A 15674-nucleotide genomic window follows, 5' to 3' on the forward strand; every position below is an offset into this window, starting at 1 on the left:
ATCAATAACCAGAGGATGGAAGCATGCACGGTACTTCTGCAAGTCCCCAGCGACTGAATGCAGCGCAGCGATCAGCACATATTCGTGAAGTGGTGCTGGCCAAGGGCGTCGAACTGCGTCAACGCTACCCGATTCTCAATCATCAGGATGCCCTCGGCGCCGGCATTCTGACCTTTGCCCTGGCCGGGATGATCGGTTCGGCGGCGCTGTACATGAGCGGGCACATGGCCTGGTGGGCATGCCTGTTGCTCAACGCGTTTTTCGCCTCGTTGACCCACGAGCTGGAACACGACCTGATCCACAGCATGTACTTTCGCAAACAGCGTGTGCCGCACAACCTGATGATGGGGCTGGTGTGGCTGGCGCGGCCGAGCACGATCAATCCGTGGATCCGCCGCCATCTGCACCTCAATCACCACAAGGTGTCGGGCACTGAAACCGACATGGAAGAACGCGCCATCACCAACGGCGAACCTTGGGGGATTGCGCGGTTGCTGATGGTTGGTGACAACATGATGTCGTCGTTCATCCGCATGCTGCGAGCCAAGACCTGGGCGCACAAATTCAGCATCGTCCATCGCACGCTGAAGGTCTACGCACCGCTGGCGCTGGTGCATTGGGGCGCGTGGTACGTGTTCCTCGGCTTCCATGCGGCCAACGGCATCGCGTCACTGATGGGCGCGCCAATCGAGTGGTCGGCAACGACGTTGTCGGTGATGCAGGTGATCGACATCGCGGCCGTGGTGATCATCGGCCCGAACGTGCTGCGCACCTTCTGCCTGCACTTCATCAGCTCGAACATGCACTACTACGGCGACATCGAGCCGGGCAACGTGATGAAGCAGTGCCAAGTGCTGAACGCCTGGTGGTTGTGGCCGTTGCAGGCATTTTGCTTCAACTTCGGCAGCAGCCATGGCATCCATCACTTTGTGGTGAAGGAACCGTTTTACATCCGCCAGATGACCGTGCCGGTGGCGCATCAAGTGATGCGCGAGATGGGTGTGCGCTTCAATGATTTCGGGACGTTTGGAAGGGCGAACCGGTTTGAGCGCAAGGAAGAAGTTCAGGGGCAAACCGTGGAGGGCGTGCGCGTCTGATGGCCCCTTCGCGAGCAGGCTCGCTCCCACATTGGATCTCCGGTGAACACAAAACTTGTGAACACTAAAAATCCCCTGTGGGAGCGAGCCTGCTCGCGAAGGCGGTATCTCAGGCACCATCAATCCGGCTGAAACGGCGACTCACTCAATATCACGCCAGTCTCATCCACATACTGCTGCCAATGCTCAATCAAGGCATTCAGCCTCTCTGGCTGACTCAACGCCAAATCATGAATCTCCCCCGGATCACTCCCCAAATCATAAAGCTGCCAAGTCGCCGGCCCCACCGGTCTCGGGATGTAAACCGCCTTCCATTGCCCCTGCCGAATCGCCCGTCGCCCAAACAACTCCCACCCGGTGACGGTGTGCTCGTCATGCACCTGTGCCGTTTCGCCCGATAAAAAGCCCAGCCACGATTTCCCGCGAACTTCCGCCACGTCCTTGCCACGCCAGCGCTTGCCTGGATGCCGTACACCGGCCAGGTCGAGAATGGTCGGCGTAATGTCCATCACCGTGCCAAACCCATGGCTGATTTGCCCCTTGAGCGACAGTTGCGGGTAATGCACCAGCGCCGGCACGCGGATCCCGCCCTCGGTGGTAAACGCCTTGAACAAGCGCGAGGGCGCGGTCGCCGTTTGTGCCCAGTTCGGTCCATACCAGACGTAAGAGTTGGCGCGACCGATGTTGTCGAGGCTGTTGTCGTAATGCTGATTCAGATACGTCAGCAACTCCGGCCCGAACTTTGGAAACGCCTCCAGCAGCGCGCCCTCGGCGCCGTTATCCGACATGAAAAGAATGAAGGTATTGTCCAGTTGCCCTTGCTGGCGCAGGTAGTCGACGACGCGCCCGATGTTCCAGTCCATGCGCTCGACCATCGCCGCGTACACCTCCATGGCTCGCGCGGAAATCTGCCGTTGCTCGTCGGTCAAGGCATCCCATTGCGCGCTGAGCTGGATCAGCGGATGCGGCTCGACATCGGCTTCAATCAGCCCCAGGGATTTGAGTTTCTCCAGGCGTTCAAGACGCAGCACCTCCGGTCCCGCGTCATACCGGCCGCGATACTTTTCGACGACATCGGCCGGCGCCTGCAACGGCCAGTGCGGCGCGGAAAACGGCAGGTAAGCGAAAAAGGGCCGGGTCTGATCACGCTCCTTGAGGTACTCCAGCAGCTTGTCGCCGAAGGCATCGGAGGAATAGAAATCCTTCGGCAATTCGTCGATGAAAGTGTCGTCCTCGATGTACAACGCCGGGGTGGATTTCAGCAGGCCGGGCGTCTGTTCATCGTAGGTCGGTTCAAAACCGTAATGGTTGGCGGCACCAGGCAGCAACGAAAACGAACGCTCGAAACCCCGGGCGTGGGGCGCGAGTTCGGCGGTCAGGCCCAAATGCCATTTACCGCTCATCAACGTTTGGTAACCGGCCTCGCGCAACAGCTCCGGCAATGCCACCACCCGGTCGTTAAGGTGACCCTCATAGCCCGGTTTGCCAATCAAGTCCGGGGTCAGCGCTTCGGCCATCGTGCCGATGCCGGCGATGTGGTGGTCGGTGCCGGTGAGCAGCATTGAACGGGTCGGCGAGCAGGTCGGCGCGGTGTGGAAGTCGGTCAGGCGCAGACCGTTGTAGGCCAGCGCATCAAGGTTCGGCGTGGCGATTTCGCCGCCGAATGCGCCGATATCAGAAAAGCCCAGGTCATCGGCCAGGATCACTAAAAAATTGGGACGTTGCGGCATCAAGAATCTCCAGTTCAGCAGGCAATGAAAGACAGCGGCAGATCGCGCACCTGCACCTGTACGGGCGGTTGGTAGTGGTCGTCGCTGGTGAGTTCGTGCAGCAGTTCTTCACGCAATTGGTGGAAGTCGAAACTGCTGCGTTGGCGCGGATGGGGCAGGGCAATCTCGACCACTTGCTTGATCCGTCCGGGACGCGGCTCCATCACCACCACGCGATCGGCGAGAAAGATCGCTTCCTCGACATCGTGGGTGACCAGAATCGTGGTGATTTTTGCCCGCGAGCGGATCGCCAGCAGTTCGTCCTGCATCTGCTGGCGGGTCAGTGCATCCAGGGCGCCGAAGGGTTCGTCCAGCAGCAGAATTCGTGGGCTGGCCACCAGGCCGCGGGCAATCGCCACGCGCTGCGCCATGCCGCCGGAGAGCTGATGCGGGTAGGCGCGGGTGAAGTCGCTCAGGCCCACCAGTTCGATGAAATCGTTGACGCGTTTGTGCTTTTGTTCGCTGCTCAACGGTTCGTTGACCAGGCCCAGGCCGATGTTGTCGGCCACCGTCAGCCACGGAAACAAACGGTGTTCCTGAAAGACAATGCCGCGCTCGCCACCGATGCCGCTGACGGCTTTGCCATCCACGGTGATCTGGCCGCGAAACTGCGTGTCGAGCCCGACCAACAGTCGCAGCAACGTGGATTTGCCACAGCCGCTGGCGCCGACGATGGCGACAAATTCACCTTCGGCGATGTCCAGGTTGAATTCGCGAATCGCCTCCAGCTCAAAGCCGTCGACGTCGAAGGATTTGCCCACGTGGTTGAAGCTGACAATCGGTGCGTTCATGCGTGTCTCCAGCGAGTAGCGCGGATTTCGAGGCGTTGGCCGATGAGGTTGAGCAGGGCGCCGGTGAGGCCGACAAGCAACATGCCGGCCATGATCAAGTCCATGCGCAGCAGTTGCTGGGCGCCGATCATCTGGCTGCCGATGCCGCCGTTGGACGGCATGAAATATTCGGCGCCGATGGTGCCGAGCCAGGCGTAAATCAGGCTCAGGCGCAGACCGGCAAAAATCCCTGGCGCAGCGCCCGGCAGGACCAGTCTGTGCAGCCGTTGTCCGAGGCTCAGGCGCAACACCTGCGCCGCTTCGTTGAGGTGCGGCGAGAGGTTGGCGACGCTGCGTTGGGTGGCGATGAACAACGGGAAGAATGCGGCGAGGGCGACGAAAACCCACTTGGCCAATTCCCCCAGGCCGAACCATGCCGTGAGCAAAGGCACCCAGGCGAAAATTGCGATCTGGCGGATGGCGGCGAGGGTCGGGCCCAGCACGCGCTCACTGCTGCGCGACAATCCCAGCAACAAGCCCAAGGCAAATCCGAGCCCGCCGCCCAGCAACAAACCGCCGAGGGTGCGCCCCAGACTCAGGGCCATGCCGCTGATCAACGTACCGTCGAGCAGGCCGATCCACGTGGTCTCCAGCACGGCCAACGGGCTGACCAGAATGTTGGCGTCGATCCACTGCTGATCCGTCGTCAATTGCCACACCACCAGCAACGTCACCGGCAATAGCCACGGTTGCAGACGCTGCCAGCCTTCATAACGTGGACCGCGACGAATCTCTGCAGTCGCGGGATGCGGCCAGTGCACCCATTTTTTGTCCAGCCAACCGATGCCGCGATCCATCGCCACACCTATCAACCCGATGACCACGATGCAGACGAATACGATGTCGAGCATGAACAACTGCCGTGCCCACACCATCAAGTAGCCGATGCCTTCGCTGGAGGCGAGCAGTTCGACCGCCAGCAACGATGTCCAGCCGGCGGCCAGTGCCAGGCGCACGCCCGCCATGAACGCCGGCAACGCGGCGGGCAGCACCAGGCGTCGAATCAGCAGCCGTGGTGGCAAGCGCAACACCGCCGCAGCTTCACGCAATTTGGGTTGCGCATCGCGCACGCCGACGAGTGTGTGCAGAGTGACTGGCACCACAATGGCCTTGATCAGCACCACCAGTTTCAGCACTTCGCCGATGCCGAAAAACACCATGAACAGCGGAATCCAGGCCAATGTCGGCACTTGGGCCAACCCGGCAAATGTCGGGAACACCAGGCGTTCAAGCCGGCGACTGAAACCCAGCGCCGCACCCAGTGCAGCCCCGGCGCTGACACCGGCCAGCAGTCCCCAGAACAGCCGTTGCAGGCTGATCCACAAGTGGCTCCATAACTCGCCTTGGGACAATTCCACCGCGCTGTTCCAGACCAGCGAAGGCGTCGGCAGGATCTGCTCGCTCATCCAGTGATTGCGGCTGGCCAGCCACCAAAGGGCAAACAAGGCGGTCGGCAGCAACCAAGGCAATAACCGTTGGCTCAGCCTCGGCCGCAGTGGCCTGGCTTTAAGCGACGGGGCGGCCAAAGGCAGGCTGAGCAGGGAAACACGGGCCATGGGCGACCTCCGTTGTCTGGTATGCAAAATCGATCTATAAAATTTCAAATCAATGCTATTGAGAGATAAGCCAAGCCATTTAAGGCCTACAGCCGACACGCATCCAATGCATTCGGAGAATATTTTCGATGCTGGTTATGCATACCGTCCCAGGATGCCCGGCGTGACTTGCTTAGGACTAAATGATCTAAAAATGTGAATTTTTAGTATTTAAGTGTTGGTGCCGATTGCGCCTACTTTCAGCTCCTCAACGCCCGTCGCCATCAGGAGCCGCACCCATGAGCCTTCCCTTTAAACGTGTCATCAGTCTGTTCGCCGCACCGGCCCTGGCGGGTTTGCTGGCATTCACCGTCAACGCCGCCGAACTCAAGGAAATCAGAATCGCGGTGCCTGACCTCAGTGCCGGTACTCAGCACAGCGGTGGCGGCGTGGTGGACGTGCTGCGTGACCAGCAGGTTTTTGAAAAAGCCTTCGCGGATCAGGGCATCAAGATCCAGTGGAGTTTCTTCAAGGGCGCAGGGCCGGTGATCAATGAAGCGTTTGCCAATGGCCAGGTGGACCTGGCTTACCTGGGGGATCTGGCGGCAATCATCGGCAAGTCGAACGGTCTGGATACCCGGCTGCTCAGTGCCTCCGCGCGGGGGGTGAAGCAGTATCTGGGGGTGGTGCCTGGTTCGGGGATCAAGACGCTGCAAGACCTCAAAGGCAAACGCGTGGCGATCTTCCGGGGGACCGCCACCCAGTTGTCCTTTGATGCGGCGTTGGCCAGTCAGGGGTTAAGCGAGAAGGACGTGAAGGTCATCAACCTCGACTTCAGCGGTGCCGTCGCGGCACTCGCGGCCAAGCAGATCGACGCGTCCTGGGGCAGCTCCGGGTTGGCCGCGTTGCAAGCAAAAGGGTTGGCCGAGTTACCGCTGAGCACCAAGGATCTGGGCGGAGCGGGTAGCGTTCAGGCCGTACTGGTCGGCACTGGAAAGTTTGTCGACGAAAACCCCGAGGTGGTCGCCAAACTGCTCAAGGCGCAGCAGCAGGCGGTGGCGTGGCTGACGCAGGACAGCAACAAGCAGGCGTACATCGATCTGGTGTCGGGACTGGCGAGTTATCCACCGGTGATCCTCACGCGGGATTTGCAGGATCAGAAGCTCAGTGAGGTGTTCCCGTCGACGCTGGATCCGGTGTTTCTTGGCAAGTTGCAGGACGCGGTGGACCTGGCTTCGCAGCAGAAGCTGATTCGCAAGCCGTTCAAGGTGAGTGATTGGGTGGCGCCTGAGCTGGCGGCTGCAAAACTCTGAATCTCTGGCGTTCATGCGGACGCTATCGCGAGCAGGCTCGCTCCCACATTGGATCTCTGCCACACCCTGGATCCCCTGTGGGAGCGAGCCTGCTCGCGAAGGGTCCCTAAACCGCGACACCCATCTGCTGCGTATCCACCGCCACCAACGTCTCAATCATCGCCCTCGCCGCCGGCGACAACCGAAACCCGGTACGACTCACAATCCCGCACCGCGCATTCATGCTCTCAATGTTCTGCGGCAAATTGCGCCAGTGCAGCAACGCCAACGACCCCTTGGCAATGTCCTCGATAAACGCTTCTTCCGTGCCGACGCCAATCGCATTCGACTGCAGCACGATCTTCACCAGTGCCGGGAAATGTTCAGTTTCGATACTCGGTGAAAAATCCATCCGCCCACTGAGATTCGCCAACAACTTGCGAATGCCCGGCGGGATCAACGTGGTGGCCAGCGGGTAATCGAACATGTCGTTGGTCGACAGGCTCTCCTTGGCCAGCAACGGGTGCCCGGGCCGGCAGAAAAATACCCCGCGCTTGGGCGTCAGTGCCCGCGTCTGGAAATTCGGGTCGGCTTCGAAATGACGGATGTCGGCGATGAAGAATTCGATCTCTTCGCGGCTCAAGGCGCGGCTGAGTTTTTCCCAGTTATCCACCTCGAAACGGGTGCGCACTTTCGGGTGCGCATTGATGAACCGGGCCACCGCATCCGGCACCAGTTTGACCGCCGGTGCGGGGCCACAACCAAAGCGCAGTTCACCGGCGTCGAGCTTGGTCATTTGCGTCACTTCCGCGCTGAGCAAGGCCGCGCCCTGGACCAGCGTCAGGGCGTGTTGCAGCAGCACCTGGCCTTCCGGCGTGGGGCGCAAGTCCTTGTTGCCACGGTCCACCAGCACACAGCCGAATTCTTGCTCGAGCCCTTGAATACTGCGGCTGAACGCCGGTTGAGTAATGCCCATGGCGTCGGCCGCGCGGACGAAACTGCGGTGTTCGTTGAGGGCGATGAAGTAGCGCAACTGACGAAGATCCATATGCTTTCCCGGCATCCTAAAAATAGCTCGAAGGCATTTGCGACGAGGGTTGCTAGAGGTTTTAAATGCAAGCTCTTATTCCGTCAACGAAGCATGTGAATATCTATTAGACCTAAAGTGAATATAGATAGAGCGTTGTTTCGCTGTCACTCAACCGTCAGCAATCCGATAGAGGGTCTACCCATGAGCAATGCCGCTTTAGCTGTAAAACCCGCTGTTCACGCGCTTGAAATCCATCCGGTGGCCGGTCGCATTGGTGCCGAAATCCGCGGCGTGCAACTGTCCGGTGAGCTGGACGCCAGCACCGTCGAAGCCATTCAACAGGCGCTGGTGCAATACAAGGTGGTGTTCTTCCGCGAACAGACTCAGCTCGACGATCAACGCCAGGAGGCCTTCGCTCATCTGCTCGGCGAACCAGTGGCGCACCCGACGGTGCCGGTGCGTGAAGGCACGCGTTTTCTGCTGGAACTCGATGGTGCCGAAGGTCAGCGCGCCAGCTCGTGGCACACCGACGTGACGTTCGTCGAGGCCTATCCGAAAGCCTCGATCCTGCGCTCGGTCGTGGCGCCGGCGTTCGGTGGCGACACGGTGTGGGCCAACACCGCGACCGCATACAACGAACTCGCGCCTGAACTGCGTGAACTGGCGGACAAACTGGTGGCGGTGCACAGCAACGAATATGACTACGCTGGCGGCAAGCCTGACGTCTCGGCGGAGAAGCTGGAGCGCTACCGCAAAATCTTCACCTCGACCGTTTACGAGACCGAACACCCGGTGGTGCGCGTACACCCGATCAGCGGCGAGAAGAGCTTGTTGCTGGGGCATTTCGTCAAGCGCATCAAAGGCTATTCGCAGGCGGATTCCGCGCACTTGTTCGGGTTGCTGCAAAGCCATGTGATTCGTCAAGAGAACACCGTGCGCTGGCGCTGGAAGGCGGGTGATGTGGCGATCTGGGACAACCGTTCGACCCAGCATTACGCGGTTGATGATTACGGAACTCAGGACCGTGTGGTGCGGCGTGTGACGCTCAAAGGTGAAGTGCCGGTCGGGGTGGCGGGGCAGCGGAGTCAGACGATCAAGGGAGCTGAAATCAGCGGCGTCTGATCGGACGCTTTCGCGAGCAGGCTCGCTCCCACAGGGGATCTAGGGTTTGACAGAGATCCAGTGTGGGAGCGCGCTTGCTCCGGGCGGTGTTCCGAGGATGCTTTTTACCACACGCCGATTTGCACCATTTTCTCGGTTTCAGGCTCGCCATAACGAAACCGTTGCCCACGCAAATCAATCTCCTGATGACTGATCGTCGTCCTGCGCTTCAACCCCCGCACCCACTCAAACAAATACCCCGCATGCTCCTCGCGAACCGAGGCAAACGCTGGATCAGCTCCCAGATCCCGTAACTCCTGCGGGTCATTCAGCAGATCAAACAGCTGCGGTCGAAAGCCGTCGTACGCCAGATATTTCCAGCGCTCGCTGCGCACCATGGTCATGCGGCAACGGTCGATCGGTTGCGCCAAACGTTCGCGAGCCGGCGCTTGGAACGCGTAGTCGTACTCGCTGATCGCATAGCCGCGCCAGTCGGTTTCAATGCCGTGCAGCAGCGCAATCAACGAGCGTCCCTCCAGCCGATGCTCGGCGCTTGGCAAGCCAAGGGCTTCAAGAAAGGTCGGCAACGCATCGATGGTTTCCGCAAGTCGATCATCCACCGAACCCCGGGTGATATCGGCCGCCGGACGCGGGTCGCGAACGATCAGCGGCACCCCGACGGCAGGCTCCAGCAGAAACTCTTTTTCACCCAGGTAATGATCGCCGAGGAAGTCGCCGTGATCGCTGGTGAACACGATCAGCGTGTCATCCCATCGGCCATTGCTTTGCAAAAAGTCGAACAGGCGCCCGAGCTGATCGTCGACCTGTTTGATCAAGCCCATGTAGGTCGGAATCACGTTAAGGCGCACGACATCCCTGGAAAAATTCAGGCTCTCTTCATGCTGACGAAACGCGTTGTACACCGGGTGATCGCTTTCCTCTCCAGGCTCCGCACGCACCGGGTCGATCACCTGCCCGGCGCTGTACAGCGCGTGGTACGGCGCCGGTGCGATGTAGGGCCAGTGGGGTTTGATGTACGACAAGTGCAGGCACCACGGCTGCTCGCCTTGCTCGGCAATAAAGTCGATGGCGCGGTCGGTGGTGTAGGCGGTTTCCGAATGCTGTTCGGGAATGCGGGCGGGCAAATGGGCGTTGCGCATTTTCCAGCCGCTGAGGATTTCGCCCTGATCACCTTCGGCGGCATTGGCCCATTCGTGCCACGGGTTGCGCCCTTCGAAGCCGTGGGCGCGCAAGTAATGGGTGTAGGGCGCGGATTCGCGTTTATCGTCGAACAGCGGGTCGTCGGGGAAGATGCCGTCATGGCGAAAGTACGCTTCGAAACCGACTTCATTCAGCGCCGAGGCTTGATCGCCGAGCGGGTCGATGGCCAGCCGTTGCAGGGCATCGAGATTGGGCGTGGCGTGGGTCTTGCCGACCAGTGCGGTGCGGATGCCGTGGGGGCGCAGATAGTCGCCGATGGTCAGCTCTTCCAGCGGTAAAGGCACGGCGTTCCACGCCACTTGATGGCTGCTGACATAGCGCCCGGTGTAGGCCGACATCCGCGACGGCCCGCAGATCGTGCCTTGGGTATAAGCGCGGCTGAAACGTACACCGGCGGCGGCCAGGCGATCGATGTTGGGCGTGTGCAGATGCGGGTGGCCGTAGCACGACAGGTAATCACGGCGCAGTTGATCGCACATGATGTAGAGCACGTTGCGCACGGGGTTTTGGGGGTTGGACATGGGGTTCACCGATCAGAAGACAGGCGAGGGTTTTCGCTGGTGGGGCGGGGTTGGGGCAAGTGCATTTGGGGAATGGGTTTTATGCAGCAGGTGCATCGTTGCCTGAGCTGACGCCTTCGCGAGCAGGCTCGCTCCCACATGGGTCTTGCATACACTGGGGATCAACTGTGGGAGCGAGCCTGCTCGCGAAGGGGACAGATCAGACAGCGAGATTCTCCAGCGAACACACTTCCTCATCCTGCTCATCAATCGCCTTTATCTGCGCAATCATCGCCTCCGCCAACGGTGACAACCGATACCCCGCCCGGCTGACGATCCCGTACCGCGTATACAGCTCCTCCAGATCATCCGCCAACCCGTCGACCTTCAAACACACCAGCTCACCCTTGGCGTTATGCAGCGCATCCGAATACGCGCCGACAATCCCGATCGCCTCCGAGCGCATCACCACACTCAACAGGCTGTAGCTGTTCTCGCATTCGACATTGGGGGTGAAATCCGGCCGACCGCTCAAGTCGACGATGACCTTGCGCAGGTTCGGTGGGCGAATGCTGACGGCCATCGGATAGCTCATCAATTCCTCGGCACTGACGCTTTCGCGGGCGGCCAGTGGATGCCCGGCGCGGCAGCAGAAATGCCATTTGCGCGGGCGCAGGCGCTGGGTCAGGTAATCCGGATCGGCCTCGAAGTAACGGGTGTCGGCGACAAAAAATTCGAACTCTTCACTGAGCAGGCGCTTGCTCAAACTCTGCCAGTCATCCACCTGGAACTGCACCCGCGCTTTCGGGTAGCGCCCGATAAAGCTGCCGATGGCGCGCGGGATCAATCCCGCCGCCGGTGCCGGCCCACAACCGAAGCGCAACTCGCCCGCCTCCAGGCCATTGAACTGGCTGATCTCGTTGGCCATCTGCTGTGCGCCGCTGACCAGCCGCCGTGCGTGCTCGAGCAGCATTTGCCCCTGTTTGGTCGGCGCCAGGTCCTTGCGCCCACGATCCACCAACTGACACCCGACGCTGTGCTCCAGCGCCTGGATGCTGCGGCTGAACGCCGATTGCGACAGGTTCACCGCCAATGCGCCCGCAACGAAGCTGCGCTGATCGGCGAGGGCGATGAAGTGGCGGAGTTGACGCAAATCGATATGCATTTTTCACATAAAAAATATCGGGGAAATGCATTGGATATGCATTAGGTCGACTCCTTATAAAGGCTATCTCTTATGCAGTAAATCTTTGTAAAAACATAAATAAATAACTTTTAAGAATATGCATCGCTGAATAGCCGCTGTGTGTTTTTTGATCAGGAGCCGTTTTATGAGTCCGTTGAACCTCGCCTCACCCCTGACACCCCGACGGCTCAAACGCCTGCCCCTGGCCCTGTTGCTGGCGGGGAGCGCCAGTTGGACCCAAGGTTATGCGGCCGATACCACGACCCCCTCACCGGCCCCCGCGGGCAAAGCCACAGCCGACAGTTCGCAACTGGAAACCGTGACCGTCACCACCCGCCGCCGCGAGGAAAGTTCGCAAGATGTGCCGACGCCAATGAGCGTGGTCAGCGGCCAGGTGCTGGAAACCCAACGGGTCTATCGCATCCAGGATTTGCAGCAACTGGTGCCCAGCGTCAACGTCGCCTACATGCATGCGCGGCAGTCCAGCGTGTCGATCCGTGGCCTGGGCAACAACCCGGCGAGCGATGGTCTGGAAGGCAGTGTCGGCCTCTACATCGACAACGTTTACCTCGGTCGGCCGGGCATGGCGGTGTTCGACCTGATGGACATTGAACAGCTTGAAGTCCTGCGCGGTCCGCAGGGCACGCTGTTCGGCAAAAACACCACGGCGGGCGTGATCAACATCAATACCCGCGCGCCGACGTTTACCCCTGAACGCAGCATCGAAACTTCGGTGGGCGAGGACGGTTATTTCCAGACCAAGGGCACCATTTCCGGCCCGTTGAACGATGAGCTCGCCGGGCGATTTTCGGCCTATCGCACCCGTAGCGACGGCGACATCAAGAACGAATTCAACGGCCATGAATTGAATGGCGGTTCGCGCGAAGGCTTCCGTGGGCAGTTGCTGTTCAAACCGAATGAGTCGTTCAACCTGCGCTGGATCGGTGATTACAACGAAGAAGATTCCAGTGCCGGGACCCGCGTGTTGTTCAACACCGGGCCGACCATCAATGGCGTTAACCTCTATCAGGCTCGGGCCAACGCCGCTGGCGCGACACTGGTCAACGGCCCGCACCGCAAGGTCAATCTGGACAATGACCAGCACGTCACCGTGCATCAGGGTGGCACCTCGGTCGAAGCTAATTGGACCTTGCCGAGCGATTTCACCCTGACCTCCATCAGTTCCTATCGCTGGTGGAATTTCACTCCACGCAACGACGATGGCCTGAACGTGCCGGCGTCGTTCAACGCGGGTGTCTCGGTGGAGGATAAGCAGTATTCCCAGGAATTTCGTCTGGCCTCGCCCAAGGGCGAATTCTTTGATTACGTGCTCGGCGCCTACTATTTCGGTTCCGACCTGGACAACAAATCATTTTCTTATTACGGCCCGCAAGCGGACATCTGGAACGGCACGCCACGCGGTGCACTGGCCAACGTCGACAGCGTCGGCAATGGCCATATCGAAACCAACAGCTTCGCCCTGTTTGCCCAAGGCACCTGGCACCTCACCCAACGACTGGACTTCACCGCTGGCCTGCGTGGCACCTATGAAGAGAAAAATGCCTGGGTGACTCGCGATGCACCGCTGGGCGGCGCAGCAGTGACCGGCGCGGCGGCCACCGCCCGGCGCGGTCGTGCTGGCGCTTACGACTCCGGCGATCTGAATCAGTACAGCTCCAGTCCTTCCGGTCTGTTGAACCTCAGCTACCACTTCACCGAAGACCTGCTCGGCTACGCGACCCTGTCCCACGGCGAGAAATCGGGCGGCGTGAACCTCGGCGTCGGCTCCGCGCCCGTCGCTGGCGCCGACTCGTTGCTGATCGGCACCGAGCGCGCCAACAACGCCGAACTCGGTTTCAAAAGCACCCTCTGGGACCGACGCCTGCAACTCAACGCCAACGTCTTCTGGACCCAGGTCAACGCCTACCAGACCAATGCCTACGACGACGTCAACCGCGTGCAATACCTGACCAACGCCGGTTCCGTTCGCTCACGCGGCGTGGAATTTGAAAGCACGGTGATCCCGTTGCGCGGCCTGACGCTAAACATCAACGGCTCGTACAACGACGTCAGCTACCTCTCGTACAAAGATGCGCCGTGCCCACCGGAAGTCAGCCTGGCCCCCGGCGCACCGGCCTCTTGCGACTTGAGCGGCCATCAAGTGGTCGGCGCCTCGAAATGGATCGGCAACGCCAACGGCGAATACAAATGGAACCTCAGCAACGGCCTCGAAGAATACGTCACCGGCAGCTATGCCTTCCGTTCAAAAGCAGTGGGCACGGTTGAGGATTCCGACTTCGGGCAGATCCCGAGCTACGCCGTCGTCAACCTGTCCACCGGCCTGCGCGGTGATTTCAACCAAGGCCAGTGGGACGTCTCGCTGTGGCTGAAAAACGCCTTCGACAAAACCTATTACACGACCCTGTGGACCGCCTCCAACGGTGGTTATGAAGGCTTGCTCGGCACGCCACGAACCCTGGGCCTGACCGGTCGCTACGACTTCTGATTCGTCATTCAAGGAGCGTCAACATGATGAGCATCAAAACGGCTTTACCGGTGTTGCTGTCCAGTGCGGTGATCAGTGCCGGCGCGTTCGCGGCGCCGAGCGTTTACCCCACGGGTGTGACCCGTTATGACCCGGCCAAGGCCTTTAATCAGTACGTGATTTTCAGCGGCGCGGACAAACAGACGCACCTGATCGACATGAATGGCAACGAGGTGAAAACCTGGCCGCAGGCGGGTTTCCCGTCAGCTGTCATCGACCCGAAACTGGTCGGCGGCGAGCGCGGTCACGTGCTGCTGCAACTGAGTGACAAGGACCCCGGCAAACTCGGTTCTGCCGGCAACGGTCTGGGCAATCAGAGCGTCGGCGAACTGGACTGGAACGGCAAAGTCGTCTGGCAGTGGGGCGACAAGGCACCCGGTGGCGCTGCGCAACAGCACCATGATCAGCGACGCCTGAGTAACGGCAACACCGTGGTGTTGGCGAACAAAGTGCACAAGGTCGAGGGCTTCAAAGTCCCCGAGGTGATCGACGACGCAATCTACGAAGTCAGCGCCAAAGGTGAGGTGAAATGGCAATGGCTAGCGTCCGAGCACCTGGGTGAATTCGGCTTCACCCCCGATCAATTGAAACTCGTGTACGCCAGTGACAACCCGGACTACCTGCACATCAACAACCTCAGCCTGGTTGGCCCGAACAAGTGGTTCGATGCCGGCGACAAACGCTTCAACCCGGACAACCTGCTACTCGACTCGCGCAACGCTAATTTCATCGCAATCATCGACAAGAGCAGTGGCAAGGTTGTCTGGCGTCTTGGTCCGAATCTGCCGCTGATCGATCCGAAAACCGCGCAGAAACTGCCACGTCCGGTGGATCAGTTCGTCGGGCAGCATGACGCTCACATCATTCCCGCAGGCCTGCCCGGCGCGGGCAATTTGCTGGTGTTCGATAACCAGGGTTCGGCCGGGTATCCATCGGTCACGCTCGGGTTGATCAGCGGCTCGCGGGTGCTGGAGATCGACCCGGTGAAAAACCAGGTCGTCTGGCAGTACAGCGCGGCCAATTCGAAGCAGCCGGGTTGGGCGTTCTACAGCTCGTTCATCAGCAGTGCGCGACGTTTGCCCAATGGCAACACATTGATCGACGAAGGCATGAACGGGCGGTTCTTCCAGGTGACGGCGAGCGGTGAAAACGTTTGGGAATACGTCAGCCCTTACCTCGGAAAAGCGCCGGGCAGCGATGCCATCAGCAACTGGGTCTATCGCGCATTGCCGGTGAGTTATGACTGGGTGCCGCAGGGGACGCCGCGCTCGGAAACGGCGGTGATTGCACCCGCTGTGAGCGCCCGCCAAATCAGCGCCAGCCGCTGAAACCCGGGCAAAAACGGCGAAAAACCATGCCTGCGATGAATACTTTGGATGCCGTCAAAGCATGGGTTTTTCGTCGCCGCGCCGCAGCCCTTGAACGGCGGGGCCTGGCGAGAAACGGGTGTTTTGCATATTCGTTTCGAGTCTAAACATAACTTCAAAGATTACTTTAAGAGATAAGCGTCAACGCCAATGATTCATCCATCGACACGTCGTGCGGGGGATGTCAGGCACGGCGTTTCG

11 protein-coding genes are annotated in these 15674 nt (G+C 60.1%); 5 read left to right on the forward strand and 6 right to left on the reverse strand.

The genetic code is table 11. The features are described 5' to 3' along the window. Nucleotides 1-23 precede the first annotated feature (23 nt). The gene (locus tag ACWKV5_RS08030) at nucleotides 24-1097 is read left to right on the forward strand and encodes a fatty acid desaturase (RefSeq protein ID WP_483840864.1); all 1074 of its coding nucleotides are present in this window, start codon (nucleotides 24-26) and stop codon (nucleotides 1095-1097) included. 119 nt (nucleotides 1098-1216) lie between these two features. Here ACWKV5_RS08030 and ACWKV5_RS08035 read toward each other — a convergent pair whose 3' ends face one another. The 3 genes from ACWKV5_RS08035 to ACWKV5_RS08045 are packed head-to-tail and all read right to left on the reverse strand — an operon-like array spanning nucleotide 1217 to nucleotide 5252. Further along, complete coding sequence (locus tag ACWKV5_RS08035) at nucleotides 1217-2827, reverse strand: arylsulfatase (protein ID WP_483840865.1); 1611 nt, start codon at nucleotides 2825-2827, stop codon at nucleotides 1217-1219. Nucleotides 2828-2841: 14 nt separating this feature from the next. Continuing rightward, entirely contained in the window at nucleotides 2842-3657 is an 816-nt protein-coding gene (locus ACWKV5_RS08040) for an ABC transporter ATP-binding protein (RefSeq protein ID WP_483840866.1), read from the reverse strand. After that, nucleotides 3654-5252, reverse strand: a complete 1599-nt coding sequence (locus ACWKV5_RS08045) for an ABC transporter permease (protein ID WP_483840867.1) — start codon at nucleotides 5250-5252, stop codon at nucleotides 3654-3656. The genes ACWKV5_RS08040 and ACWKV5_RS08045 overlap by 4 nt, the downstream gene beginning before the upstream one ends. 278 nt (nucleotides 5253-5530) lie before the next feature. On the opposite strand from ACWKV5_RS08045, the gene ACWKV5_RS08050 reads away from it, so the two are divergent. Continuing rightward, a complete protein-coding gene (locus ACWKV5_RS08050) occupies nucleotides 5531-6544 on the forward strand; it encodes an ABC transporter substrate-binding protein (protein ID WP_483840868.1) in 1014 nt (337 codons plus the stop codon). 106 nt (nucleotides 6545-6650) lie between these two features. Here ACWKV5_RS08050 and ACWKV5_RS08055 read toward each other — a convergent pair whose 3' ends face one another. Then, nucleotides 6651-7571: a LysR family transcriptional regulator gene (locus ACWKV5_RS08055; protein ID WP_483840869.1), complete on the reverse strand. Its 921-nt coding sequence runs from the start codon at nucleotides 7569-7571 to the stop codon at nucleotides 6651-6653. A gap of 183 nt (nucleotides 7572-7754) precedes the next feature. Between ACWKV5_RS08055 and ACWKV5_RS08060 the strand changes: the two genes are divergently transcribed. Continuing rightward, nucleotides 7755-8675 carry a TauD/TfdA dioxygenase family protein gene (locus ACWKV5_RS08060; protein ID WP_483840870.1) on the forward strand — a complete coding sequence of 307 codons (921 nt, stop codon included), beginning with the start codon at nucleotides 7755-7757 and terminating at the stop codon, nucleotides 8673-8675. Nucleotides 8676-8779: 104 nt separating this feature from the next. On the opposite strand, the gene ACWKV5_RS08065 is transcribed toward ACWKV5_RS08060, so the two are convergent. Next, entirely contained in the window at nucleotides 8780-10396 is a 1617-nt protein-coding gene (locus ACWKV5_RS08065) for an alkaline phosphatase family protein (RefSeq protein ID WP_483840871.1), read from the reverse strand. A 199-nt stretch (nucleotides 10397-10595) separates the two neighbouring features. Beyond that, a complete protein-coding gene (locus tag ACWKV5_RS08070; RefSeq protein ID WP_483840872.1) occupies nucleotides 10596-11540 on the reverse strand; it encodes a LysR family transcriptional regulator in 945 nt (314 codons plus the stop codon). A gap of 166 nt (nucleotides 11541-11706) precedes the next feature. Between ACWKV5_RS08070 and ACWKV5_RS08075 the strand changes: the two genes are divergently transcribed. Beyond that, nucleotides 11707-14067: a TonB-dependent receptor gene (locus ACWKV5_RS08075; RefSeq protein WP_483840873.1), complete on the forward strand. Its 2361-nt coding sequence runs from the start codon at nucleotides 11707-11709 to the stop codon at nucleotides 14065-14067. A gap of 23 nt (nucleotides 14068-14090) precedes the next feature. Continuing rightward, entirely contained in the window at nucleotides 14091-15434 is a 1344-nt protein-coding gene (locus tag ACWKV5_RS08080; protein WP_483840874.1) for an aryl-sulfate sulfotransferase, read from the forward strand. Nucleotides 15435-15674: the final 240 nt, after the last annotated feature.

The organism is Pseudomonas oplopanacis, from assembly GCF_057128725.1.